The following is a 12,353-nucleotide window of genomic DNA, read 5'->3' on the forward strand; positions in this document are numbered from 1 at the left end:
AAGTGTCCACCAGAGTCGCACTCGTCACCGGCGCCAATCGCGGTATCGGCGACAGCGAGCGGTTGCTGCCGGTGAAGCTGGATGTGAGCGACCCCGATGACGCAGAGAGGGCGGCCGACTGGGCCGCAGAGCAGGTCGGGCAGGTCGATGCGGTGATCAACAATGCGGCGATTCTGTACGACCCAGCCGAACGCGCGATCAGCGAGATGACCGGCGGCGCGCCGGCGTACAACGTCTCCAAGGCCGCACTGAACGCGTTGACGCGACTGCTGGCCGGAGAACTGCGCCGCGATCGCATCCTCGTCAACGCGATCTGCCCCGGATGGACCGACACCGACATGGGGCAAGGCGGCCGACCCGTCGGTGACGGCGCCCGGAGCGTGCTCTGGGCCGTCAACCTCCCCGACGACGGCCCCACCGGCGGCTTCTTCCGCGACGGCCGACCACTGCCGTGGTGAATGCCTTGCCTGCAACAAACAACGCGGGCCCCGCCTAGTGAGGTAGGCGGGGCCCGCGTTCAGGTGCTCAGAATTCGGAGCCTGCGGGAAGGTCCGGGGTTTCCGGGTCTTCGGGGTCCGAGGGACCGGCTGCCAGACCCAGTTCTGCTGGGCTGGCGAGCATCGGGTTCTTCGGGAGGACTCGGACCGTGTAGCCGAAGGGGCCGGTGCGGTCGAGTTTGAGTTCGCCCTCGTAGCGGTGGCGGTTGCCCTCGTACGTTTCGGCCAGCGTCAGCGACACCCGGACCGGGTCGGTGATCTCGTCTTCGGAGTTCACCCGGCCGTGCAGCGCTTCGACGTCGATGTCGCCAGGCGTCAGATCGCCAAGGGTTACGAAGGCACGGATGCCAACGGTCGTGCCGAGCTGCGGCACATCGCCGAGGCCCTGCAGTTCGACGTGGTCGACACGGATGGCCGGCCAAGCTGCCCGGACCTGCCGCTTCCACGCCGCCAGCGCGCGAGCGCCCTCGTACGTCGAGTTGAGCCGCCGCGAAGACTCGGCCGCCGGGACGTAAAGCTGCTGGACGTAGTCGCGAACCATCCGCGTCGCCAGCACCTTCGGGCCGAGCTCCTTGATCGTGTGCCGCAGCATCTCGATCCAGCGGCCCGGGACGTCACCGTCGTAGAACCGCGGCGCGACCTGCTTCTCGATCAGGTCGTAGAGCGCATGCGCCTCGAGGTCGTCACGACGATCCGTGTCCTCGATCCCCTCGGCCGACGGGATCGCCCAGCCGAACTCGTCGTCGTACCACTCGTCCCACCAACCGTCGCGGATCGAGAGGTTCAGCGCACCGTTCAGAGCAGCCTTCATGCCGGACGTGCCGCACGCCTCGTACGGACGCAGCGGGTTGTTCAGCCAGACGTCGCAGCCCGGGTACATCGGCTGCGCCAGCGCGATGTCGTAGTCAGGCACGAAGACGATGCGGTGCCGCACCTCGGGGTCGTCGGCGAAGCGAACCATCTCCTGGATCAGCTTCTTGCCACCCTCATCAGCCGGGTGCGCCTTGCCCGCGATAACAATCTGGATCGGCCGAGTCGGGTGCAGCAGCATCGCCTTCAGCCGCGCTGGGTCGCGCAGCATCAACGTCAGCCGCTTGTACGACGGTACGCGCCGCGCGAACCCCATCGTCAGCACGTCCGGGTCCAGGATCGAATCGACCCAGCCCAGCTCAGCCTCCGAAGCACCGCGGTTCACCCACGACGCGCGGACCCGGGCCCGGGTGTCGTCGATGAAGCGCTGCCGCAGGATCCGCTTGGTCTCCCAGATCTGCGCGTCGGTCGTCTTGTCGAGGCCTTCGAAGATCCCCTCGCCGTCGACCGCGGTGTCCGTGTTGGCGTACGTCAACTGGTGGATCTCGCGCGCGACCCAGGTCGGCGCGTGCACGCCGTTGGTGATCGACGTGATCGGCACGTCGGTCGGGTCGAAGCTCGGCCACAGGCCGGCGAACATCCCCCGGCTGACCACACCGTGCAGCTTCGACACGCCATTGGCCCGCTGCGCCAGCCGCAGACCCATGATCGCCATGTTGAAGACCGACGGGTCGCCGTTCTCGAAGTCCTCCGCGCCGAGCGCGAGGATCCGGTCGATCGGCACGCCGTCGCCGAACACGTCCGGCGAGAAGTGCTGCTGGATCAGCTCGACCGGGAACCGGTCGATCCCGGCCGGGACCGGGGTGTGGGTGGTGAAGACGGTGCCGCCGCGGGCCACCTCGAGCGCGGTGTCGAAGTCCAGCGACTGGTCGGTGGCGAGCTCGCGGATCCGCTCGACGCCGAGGAAGCCGGCATGGCCCTCGTTGGTGTGGAAGACCTCCGGCGCCGCGTGGCCGGTGACCCGGCAGAACTCACGGACGGCCCGGACGCCACCGACACCCAGGAGGAGCTCCTGCAGCAACCGGTGCTCGGTCGTACCGCCGTACAGCCGGTCGGTGACCTCGCGCTCGGCGGGCTCGTTGTCCTCCATGTCGGCGTCGAGCATCAGCAGCGGCACGCGGCCGACCTGGGCGACCCAGATCTGCGCGCACAGCTTGCGCTCGCCCGGCAGGTTCACGCTGATGGTGGCCGGCGCGTCGCTGGCATCACGCAGCAGGCTGATCGGCAGACCGTCGGGGTCCACCAGCGGGTACCGCTCCTGCTGCCAGCCCTCACGGTTCAGCGACTGACCGAAGTACCCGTGCCGGTAGAGCAGACCGACACCGATCAGCGGTACGCCGAGGTCGCTCGCGGCCTTCAGGTGGTCACCGGCCAGGATGCCGAGACCACCGGAGTACTGCGGCAGCACATGGGTGATGCCGAACTCCGGGGAGAAGTAGGCCACCGAGCTGACCGGCGAACCGGCCTCGGCCTGGAACCACCGGTCGTCGGTCACATAGCCGTTCAGGTCGGCGACTGCCAGCTCGAGTCGCCGCAGGAAGGCGTGGTCGTTGGCCAGCTCGTCGAGCCGGGCCGCCGGTACCTCACCGAGAAGCCGAACCGGGTCACCACCGGTGCTGCGCCACAGCAGCGGGTCGACGGCCTCGAAGACGTCTTGCGTCTCCGGGTGCCAGACCCAGCGCAGGTTGTTCACCAGGGTGCCGAGACCGGTCAGCGGCTCGGGCAGGACAGGGCGGACGGAGAATCGTCGTATCGCTCGCACCGGGACACCGTACCGGCCCGGAGAGCCGACAGCACCCCCGGGATGCATCGATCTTGCAACGCGAGCAAGAACTTGCAGGACCAGACCACTAACCCCAAAGGTTCACTCTGTATCACCCCGTGAGCAAGTGATCCACAGTTTGATCCAAACCGTGACGCCCGCATGGCGCGTCACTGGTCTGGGAACCGATAGCGTGAGTGTTGTACTTCCCTGTTCCTGCTACTGCGGAAAGCGAAGGTTCGTTAACTCCATGACTGGGCGCATCCCGATCACCGACGTCACCCCGACCGTCGACGCCGGAGCGTATCCGGCCAAGTCGTCGGTGGGCGAGACCTTCACCATCGCGGCCACCGTGTTCCGCGAAGGCCACGACGCGGTGAACGCGAATGTCGTGCTGACGTCACCGTCGGGACAGACAAGACGGATGCTGATGACGCCGGTCGGTCAGGGCACGGACCGCTGGACGGTCGACGTCACCCTGCAGGAGCAGGGAGCGTGGACGTTCGCCATCGAGGGCTGGAGCGATCCGTACGGCACCTGGCGGCACAACGCCGAGATCAAGATCCCGGCCGGGATCGACGTCGACCTGATGTTCGCCGAAGGCGCTGCCTTCTTCGATCGCGCCGCGGCCGGCGTACCGCCTGCGGTACGGGTGGACCGTTCGACGCTGAGTGACGCCGCGCAGGCTTTGGCGAACGGCGCACTGCCGGCCGAGGCGCGACTGGCCGCGGGCATCTCGCCGCAGGTCCGCTCGGCGCTCGGCCGCTACCCCGTACGCGAGCTGATCACCTCCTCCGAGACCTACCCGGTGTGGGTCGATCGCCAGCTCGCCTTGTACGGCAGCTGGTACGAGTTCTTCCCCCGCTCCGAAGGCGCCTACTACGACGACGAGAAGCAGGAGTGGGTGTCGGGTAACTTCAAGACCGCCGCCAAGCGCCTCGACGCCGTCGCCGCGATGGGCTTCGACGTGCTCTACGTCCCGCCGATCCACCCGATCGGCCAGTCGTACCGCAAGGGCCCGAACAACACCCTCGACCCGAAGCCGGGCGACCCCGGCTCCCCCTGGGCGATCGGCAGCTCCGAGGGCGGGCACGATGCGATCCACCCCGAGCTCGGCACCTTCGACGACTTCGACGCGTTCGTCGGCCGGGCCCGCGAGCTCGGCCTCGAGGTCGCCATCGACTTCGCCCTGCAGGCCTCGCCGGACCACCCGTGGGTGACCGAGCACCCGAAGTGGTTCAGCGTCCGCGCTGACGGCTCGATCGCGTACGCCGAGAACCCGCCGAAGAAGTACCAGGACATCTACCCGATCAACTTCGACAACGATCCCGAAGGCATCTACGCCGAGGTACTGCGGATCCTGAAGCTGTGGATCTCGCACGGCGTCACCGTGTTCCGGGTCGACAACCCGCACACCAAGCCGGTCAACTTCTGGGAGTGGATCCTCGGCGAGATCCGCAAGACCGACCCGGACGTCATCTTCTTGTCCGAGGCGTTCACCCGGCGGCCGATGATGCAGGAGCTGGCCAAGGTCGGCTTCCACCAGTCGTACACGTACTTCACCTGGCGCAACGAGAAGTGGGAGCTCGAGGAGTACCTGGTCGAGCTGACCAAGGAGACCGGCCACTTCCTGCGGCCGAACTTCTTCGTCAACACCCCGGACATCCTGACCGCCTACCTGCAGTACGGCGGCCCCGGCGCGTTCAAGATCCGCGCCGCGATCGCCGCCACCTCGTCGCCGGCCTGGGGCGTGTACGCGGGCTTCGAGCTGTATGAGCACGTCGCGCTGCGGCCGGGCTCCGAGGAGTACCTGGACACCGAGAAGTTCCAGCTCCGCCCCCGCGACTGGGATGCCGCCGCCGCGGAGAACCGCACGCTCGCGCCGTACCTGACCCTGCTCAACAACATCCGCCGTCGCCACCCGGCCCTGCAGCAGCTGCGCAACCTCAGCCTGCACCAGGTCGACGACGAGCAGATCATGTGCTTCTCCAAGCGCGTCACCGGCCCCGACGGCCACAGCGACACCGTCATCGTCGTGGTGAACACCGACCCCCACTCGGTCCGCGAGTCCCTCGTCCACCTCGACATGGCCGCGCTCGGCATGCGCCCAGAGGACACCTTCACCGTGTACGACGAGGTCACCGGCGCCACCTGGCGCTGGGGCCAGCAGAACTACGTGAAGCTCGACCCCAACGGCGACCCCTGCCACATCCTCGCCGTCCGCCGCGGCCAGGCCTGATCACCTGACATCATCGCCCTCACACACATGAAGTGGGGGCGACGATGTCGGTACTGAAGGAAGAGTCAGCGGATGCACGCCGAAGGACAGGCTGGCTGATCCCGGTAGTGGCCTCCGCCGTCGTGGCCAACTACTGGCCGTCGAACGCGGACAACCCGGTGCAGCGGTCGGAGCAGTTGTGGCTGGGCGGTCTCGGATTGGCCGGGGTCGCGGTCGGTTTGCTGTGGCAGTGGTTCAGCCCCCGCGCACTGGCCCCGCGGTTGGCATTCGCCGCCGCTGCCTTCGTCGTGCTCGCGATCCTGATGTTGTTGCCGCTCGGCGGTGACTGGACTCACGACGAGCGGCAGGTGTACCTCGGCTTCGGGGTGATCTCCGGCCTGGTCCTGTCCCATTGGTGGGCCTGGATGCACACCGCCGACGAATGACTAGAGCGGGACGGTTTCCGGGTACTTGAGCCCGGTACCGGTGTTGAGGGCGACGACTTGCTCGCCCGGCTTGATCCAGCCGGACTCGCGGAGCTGCCGGACGGCGGCGAAGTTGGCCGCACCCTCGGGACAGATGAACGACCCCTCGAGCGAAGCGACCCGGCGCTGGGCGGCGAGGATGTCCGCGTCGTCGACGGCGACCGCACAGCCGTCGGTCTCCGCGATCGCTTGCAGGACGAGGAAGTCGCCGAGTGCCTTGGGCACCGTGATGCCGAAGGCAACCGTGTGGGCATCCGGCCAGGGCTCACTCGACGGTAGGCCCTTCTCCCACGCCTGCACGATCGGCGCGCACCCGGTGGCCTGTACTGCGACCAGGCGCGGCAGCGGCCCGTCGACCCACCCCAAAGCCTTCAACTCCAAGAGCGCCTTCCAGATCCCGATCAGCCCGACTCCCCCGCCGGTCGGATAGAGAATCACGTCAGGCAGCTTCCACCCGAGCTGCTCGGCGATCTCGAGCCCCATCGTCTTCTTGCCCTCGATCCGGTAGGGCTCCTTCAACGTCGACACATCCTGATAGCCCTCACGAGACTCCAACTGCGCCCGGATCCAGGCACCCGCGTCACCGATCAACCCGTCGATCAGCTTCAGCTCAGCCCCGACCACCGTCACCTCGCGCCGGCAGATCTCCGGCGCCGCCAGCGGCATGGCGATCAGCGCCTCCATGCCGGCCCGAGCCGCATAGGTCGCCCAAGCGGACCCCGCGTTCCCATTCGTCGGCATAGCGATCTTCCGAACGCCGACCTCCAGAGCCCTCGACACCCCAACAGCAGCACCGCGCGCCTTGAACGTCCCGGTCGGGATCAGCCCCTCGTCCTTCATCAGCAACCGCTCGACGCCCAGCTCCCGCCCATAAGCAGGCAATGGGAGCAGCGGCGTCATCCCCTCCCCCAGGCTGACCACGTTCTCCACGGATCGGACCGGCAGCAGTTCGTGATACCGCCAAAGATCAGCCGGCCGCGAGGAAACGGAGTCCTTGGTCAACCCGGCGCGCACCTCGTCGAGGTCGTACCGGGCAAGCAGCGGCGATCCACACGTACACAGTCCGATCACCTGATCGGCGTCGTGGATCAGGCCGCACTGAGGACATTCGAGGTGACTCAAGCTGGAGAAGCGCACGACTTCAGAGGCTACCCGGCACGCAATCCCGTGATCGCCGGGTTCTGGTGGTCGGTGAGCCGGAAGCCGGTGCCCCGGACCGCGTCGATCGTGACCGTGGTGCCGAGCTCGTCCAGCTTCCGGCGGACCCGCTTCACCAGCGAGTGCACGTCCGCGGTACCGCGCAGATGCCGGTTCCGCCAGACCGCTTGATGCAGTCCCTCGTACGTCCAGACGCGCAGCGGTTCGGTCATCAGCCAGGTGAGCAGATCGTGCTCGAGATCGGTCAGCGGCACCTCGCGGTCACGCCACTGCGCGACCGACCGGGCCGAGTCGATCGTCAGTACGTCGGCCTCCGGTCCGTCTCGCTCGGTACGCCGGCCAGGCACCTGGCGCGCGGGCGACTCAGCCACCGACTCGGGCTCGGGCGGTTCGGGGTGCTCCGGTGGTACCGGAGGTGAGGGCTGCGCGGGCGTGATCAGCTTGCGCAGCTCGTCCAGGCTGGAGACCAGCAGCAAGGGTGCGACGTCGTCGACGAGCTCCGCCAATCGGACTCGCTCCTCCAAGGAGGCCGCCACTGCGATCAGCAGGGGGAACGGCTCGGTGGCGGAACTGGTCAAGTCGGGGGCGCCGTCGCTCGCGGTGGGGACACGGGCGGTGACCATCCGATTACGATGTCAACCTCTGCCTCTAATCGTCAACGCATTGACAAATATTGGCGAAACTTGCCTCGAAGCAGCCAACCGTCTGTCACATCTTGCTCACCAGGTGTGCTTGTTCTGACGTTGGAATGACACATAGGGTCCTCGGCAGGCTCGCCGCGTAACACGTGGCGACCTGGGGGGCACGGAGTGTTCGCAGAACCGGTTCACCAACCACGGCGCCTGCGAAGCCCTGCACCTCTGCACCATGACTCGGGGGAGTCGACTCGGGGTCGTACAAGTGAGGGGCTGCAGAGATGTCACATCAACGGAAGAAGGGGCTCGCCAGATCACTGGTGAGCGCCTTTGCGGCGGTGGCGGTCGTCACCACCGGGCTGGCCGCCTCCGGCCTGGCCCAGGCCGCACCACCTACCAAGCCGAGCGGCACCACTGCCGCGCCGGATTCGAAGATCAAGCCTGACCTGATGTCGAAGCTGGAAGGCAAGGACGCCAAAGAGGCGACCGACTTCTGGGTCCGGTTCAGCGACAAGGCCGACCTGACCGCCGCCAGCAAGATCACCGACTGGAACCAGCGCGGTACGGCGGTCGCGGCGGCGCTGAAGAAGACCGCCGCGGAGAGCCAGGCCTCGGTGAAGACCGAGCTGGACGCTCAGCACGCGACGTACAAGACCTACTGGGCCACCAACGCGATCGTCGTCAAGGGCGGCTCGCTCGCGATGGCGCAGAGCATCGCCGGCCACGCCGAGGTCGAGGGCGTCTACAACCCGGTCAAGTACGAGGTGCCGCCGGTCACCAAGGGCACCCAGCAGATGGAGATCAACGCGGTCGAGTGGGGCATCGCCAACGTCAAGGCCGACCAGGTCTGGGCGCAGTACGGCGACAAGGGCGCCGGCATCACGGTGGCCAGCATCGACACCGGGGTCCAGTACGACCACCCGGCGCTGGTGAACCAGTACCGCGGCAAGCTGGCCAACGGCACCTTCGACCACAACTACAACTGGTTCGACGCCGCGGGCAGCTGCTCGGGCGCTCCGTGTGACAACAACGGTCACGGCACCCACACGATGGGCACCATGGCCGGCGACGACGGAGCCGGCAACCAGATCGGCGTCGCGCCGGGCGTCAAGTGGATCGCCGCCAACGGCTGCTGCCCGAGCGACGAGGCACTGATCAGCTCCGGGCAGTGGATGCTCGAGCCGACCAACCTCGCGGGCGCGAACCCGGACGCGAGCAAGCGGCCGAACGTCATCAACAACTCGTGGGGCAGCACGCTGCCGTCGAACGACCCGTTCATGGAGGACGTCACGCTCGCGTGGACGGCGTCCGGCATCTTCGGCGTCTTCGCCAACGGCAACAGCGGCTCCGGTTGTAACACCAGCGGCTCCCCCGGCAGCTCGACCAGCAACTACTCGGTCGGCGCCTATGACGTCAACAACACCATCGCCTCGTTCTCCGGCCGTGGTGCCGGCCAGAACGGCACGATCAAGCCGAACATCTCGGCCCCTGGCGTCAACGTCCGGTCGAGCCTGCCCGGCAACACCTACGGCGCGTTCAACGGCACCTCGATGGCCACCCCGCACCTCGCGGGCGTCGTCGCGCTGCTGTGGTCGGGCGCACCGAGCCTGAAGGGCGACGTCGCGGCCACCCGCGCGCTGCTCAACGGCACCGCGATCGACTCCCCGAACGCGCAGTGTGGCGGTACCGACGCCAACAACAACGTGTTCGGTGAGGGCCGCGTCGACGCGCTCGCCCTGCTGAACGCTGCTCCCGTCGGCGACACCGGCACCCTGAACGGCAAGGTCACCGGTACCGGCGGCGCCGGCATCGGCGGCGCGTCGCTCACCATCAAGCAGACCGGTACGCCGGACAAGGTGCTCACCACCTCGGCCGACGGTTCGTACTCGACCGTGCTGCCCGCCGGTGACTACTCGCTCGCCGTGACCGCCTTCGGTTACGTCGGCCAGACCGGTACGGCGACCATCACCGTCAACACCACCACCACGAAGAACTTCGCCCTGACGGCGGCTCCGACGGTCAGCGTCGGCGGTACCGTCACGGACGGCTCCGGCCACGGCTGGCCGCTGTACGCGAAGGTCAGTGTCCAGGGTCCCGGTGGCGTGTACGACTACACCACCCCGACCAACGGCCGTTACTCCTTCAAGGTGCCCGCCAGCGCGGCGTACACGCTGACCGTCGAGTCCCAGATTCCGGGGTACCAGACGACCAGCGTGCCGATCACCGTCGGCGCCGGCAACCTGACCAAGAACGTCGCCGTCCCGGTCCGTTCCGACGCCTGCCTGACCGCTCCCGGCTACCGCAACGGCTCCGACGGTCTCTACGAGACCTTCGACGGCCAGGTCGCGCCGAGCGGCTGGACCGTCGTCGACAACAAGGGCAACGGGCAGGTCTGGAAGTTCACCGATGTCGGCAACCGCGGCAACCTGACCGGCGCGGCCGGCGGCTTCGCGATCATCGACAGCGACAAGTACGGCGCCGGCAACTCGCAGGACACCTCACTGGTCAGCCCGGTGGTGGACCTGAGTGCGGTCACCGCGCCGAAGATCAAGTTCAACCAGGACCTCAACTGGCTCGGCGGCGAGAAGGCCGATGTCGACCTCTCGATCGACGGCGGCGCCACCTGGACGAACGTGCTCCAGCAGGCCACCGCGGACGCCCGCGGCGTCAAGGAGATCGCGATCCCGCAGGCGGCCGGCAAGTCGGCCGTCCAGGTCCGCTTCCACTACTACGACGCCTCGTACGAATGGTGGTGGGAGGTCGACAGCGTGCTGATCGGCACCACCGTCACCTGCGAGCCGACCGGCGGCGGTCTGGTCGTCGGCAACGTCAAGGACACCAACACCGGCGGTTACGTGAACGGCGCCGTCGTCACCCGTGACGACAAGCCCAGCGAGACCGCGACCAGTGTCGCCACCCCGGAGGACACCGGCCTAGCCGATGGCTTCTACTGGCTGTACTCCGCCGAGGACGGCACGCACGGCTACACCGCCAAGGCCGGTAACTACACCAGCTCGCAGGCGAACGTCGATGTCGAGGCGGACTGGGTCACCCAGGCCGACTTCAGCCTGAAGGCCGGCCGCGTCTCGGTCGCTCCGACGGCACTCGACGCCAGCCTGAGGCTTCCGGGCGGCAAGGTGACCAAGCAGTTCGTGGTCACCAACACCGGCACCGCGAACGTCGACCTGAAGTTCGGCGAGCGCGACGGCGGCTTCACCCTGCAGAACGCGAACGGCAGCACCACCACCAAGACTCAGGTGCTGAACAGCACCGGAGCCCCGCTGCAGCGGCTCGAGGTTCCGACCTCGTTCGGCAGCAAGCTGTCCGGCAAGATGGCGGTCAAGCCGGCCGCACCGGGTCCGCTCGCGGCCCCGTGGACCAACATCGCCAACCTCCCGAACGTCGTGATGGACAACCGGGTGGTCAACCTGGACGGCAAGATCTACTCGATCGCGGGTGGCGACGGCAGCGCCTCCACCGGCAACAGCTACGTGTACGACCCGGCCACCCTGGCCTGGACTCCGATCGCCCCGCTTCCGGGCGCCCGTAACGCCGTCACCGTCGGCGCCGTGGGTGGCAAGCTCATCGTCAGCTCCGGCTGGGGTGCGAGTGGTCCGGACGCAGCGACCTGGTCGTACGACCCGGCGGCCAACGCCTGGTCCGCCGTGGCCGCCAACCCGACGCCGCGTGCGGCCGCCGGGCAGGCTGTCCTCGACGGCAAGCTGTACGCAGTGGGTGGCTGCACCACCTCGGCGTGTCTCCCGATGTCCAACTCCGTGGTCGCCTACGACGCGGCGTCGAACAGCTGGGCCACGCTGGCCAACTACCCGAAGTCGGTGGCGTTCGCATCCTGCGGCGCGATCGACGGCAAGATCTACTGCTCCGGCGGTAACGACGGGTCGGCGTCGCAGAAGTCCAGCTACGTCTACGACCCGGGCGCGAACTCCTGGTCCCCGATCGCCGACTCCCCGGCCGACCACTGGGCGGCGTCCTTCGCCGTCGCCGGTGGCAAGCTGCTCGTCGTCGGCGGAGTCCAGGGCGGTGCCGTCACCAACGCCGGGTTCGCTTTCGACCCGGCGGCCGGTACCTGGGCCGCGCTGCCGAACGCCAACCAGCCCCGCTACCGCGGTGGTGCGGCTTGTGGCTTCTACCGGGTCGGTGGATCGTCCGGTGGGTTCACCCCGACTGTGGAGGGCGAGGTTCTTCCCGGCCTCGAGAACTGCTCCGAGTCGTCGGCCGACGTCAAGTGGCTGAGCCTGGACAAGACCGAGGCCAGCCTGGCCCCGGGTGAGAAGGTCACCGTCAAGGTGGCTCTGAACGCCGCTGTCGACCAGCCGGGCACCTACACGGCCGCGGTCACCATCGGCGAGAACACCCCGTACAGCGTGGACCCGGTCGACGTGAAGCTCACTGTCACGCCGCCGACCACGTGGAGCAAGCTGGCCGGTACCGTCACCGGGGTCGCGACCTCCGGTACCACCGCACCGCTCCCCGGAGCCACGGTCGAGGTCGACTCGTGGGCGTCGGAGTACACCTTCATCACCGACAAGGACGGCGGCTACGCCTACTGGCTGGACCGCCGCAACAACCCGCTGACGCTGATCGCCGCCAAGGACGGCTACAAGCCGCAGACGCGGACGACCAAGCTGATCAACGGAGAGACCGTCGTCGAGGACTTCGCACTCAAGGCGACGAAGTAGTAGTCAGGTAAAGAAAACCGCCCCCATC

Annotated in this window: 7 protein-coding genes; 4 read left to right on the forward strand and 3 right to left on the reverse strand. The window is 67.8% G+C overall.

Annotated features, from left to right (window positions below; genetic code table 11):
• Window positions 1-2: 2 nt before the first annotated feature.
• Window positions 3-458 carry an SDR family NAD(P)-dependent oxidoreductase gene (locus ABD116_RS01135; protein WP_343963793.1) on the forward strand — a complete coding sequence of 152 codons (456 nt, stop codon included), beginning with the start codon at window positions 3-5 and terminating at the stop codon, window positions 456-458.
• A gap of 67 nt (window positions 459-525) precedes the next feature.
• Here the strand turns inward: ABD116_RS01135 and glgP are convergent, their stop codons facing one another.
• Entirely contained in the window at window positions 526-3,129 is a 2,604-nt protein-coding gene (gene glgP, locus ABD116_RS01140; RefSeq protein ID WP_343963795.1) for an alpha-glucan family phosphorylase, read from the reverse strand.
• A gap of 250 nt (window positions 3,130-3,379) precedes the next feature.
• On the opposite strand from glgP, the gene ABD116_RS01145 reads away from it, so the two are divergent.
• Together ABD116_RS01145 and ABD116_RS01150 are read left to right on the forward strand one after the other, a co-directional pair.
• Window positions 3,380-5,368, forward strand: coding sequence for an alpha-1,4-glucan--maltose-1-phosphate maltosyltransferase (locus tag ABD116_RS01145; protein ID WP_343963797.1), 1,989 nt, complete (start codon window positions 3,380-3,382; stop codon window positions 5,366-5,368).
• Window positions 5,369-5,412: 44 nt separating this feature from the next.
• The gene (locus ABD116_RS01150; RefSeq protein ID WP_343963799.1) at window positions 5,413-5,793 is read left to right on the forward strand and encodes a hypothetical protein; all 381 of its coding nucleotides are present in this window, start codon (window positions 5,413-5,415) and stop codon (window positions 5,791-5,793) included.
• Here the strand turns inward: ABD116_RS01150 and ABD116_RS01155 are convergent, their stop codons facing one another.
• Window positions 5,794-6,969 (reverse strand): threonine synthase, encoded by a 1,176-nt coding sequence (locus ABD116_RS01155; RefSeq protein WP_343963801.1) that lies wholly within the window; start codon window positions 6,967-6,969, stop codon window positions 5,794-5,796.
• 11 nt (window positions 6,970-6,980) lie between these two features.
• On the reverse strand, window positions 6,981-7,613 hold the full coding sequence (locus tag ABD116_RS01160) for a winged helix-turn-helix domain-containing protein (protein WP_343963803.1): 633 nt from the start codon (window positions 7,611-7,613) through the stop codon (window positions 6,981-6,983).
• A gap of 293 nt (window positions 7,614-7,906) precedes the next feature.
• On the opposite strand from ABD116_RS01160, the gene ABD116_RS01165 reads away from it, so the two are divergent.
• Window positions 7,907-12,325 carry a S8 family serine peptidase gene (locus ABD116_RS01165; RefSeq protein ID WP_343963805.1) on the forward strand — a complete coding sequence of 1,473 codons (4,419 nt, stop codon included), beginning with the start codon at window positions 7,907-7,909 and terminating at the stop codon, window positions 12,323-12,325.
• Window positions 12,326-12,353 lie beyond the last annotated feature (28 nt).

Source organism: Kribbella koreensis, from assembly GCF_039525325.1.
GTDB classification, from domain to species: domain Bacteria; phylum Actinomycetota; class Actinomycetes; order Propionibacteriales; family Kribbellaceae; genus Kribbella; species Kribbella koreensis.

What these genes read in the sequence shown, in the direction of transcription:
- ABD116_RS01145 (WP_343963797.1), top strand. Translation starts at nt 3,380, where the DNA reads ATGACTGGGCGCATCCCGATCACCGACGTCACCCCGACCGTCGACGCC.
- ABD116_RS01150 (WP_343963799.1), top strand. Translation starts at nt 5,413, where the DNA reads ATGTCGGTACTGAAGGAAGAGTCAGCGGATGCACGCCGAAGGACAGGC.
- ABD116_RS01160 (WP_343963803.1), bottom strand. Translation starts at nt 7,613, where the DNA reads ATGGTCACCGCCCGTGTCCCCACCGCGAGCGACGGCGCCCCCGACTTG.
- ABD116_RS01165 (WP_343963805.1), top strand. Translation starts at nt 7,907, where the DNA reads ATGTCACATCAACGGAAGAAGGGGCTCGCCAGATCACTGGTGAGCGCC.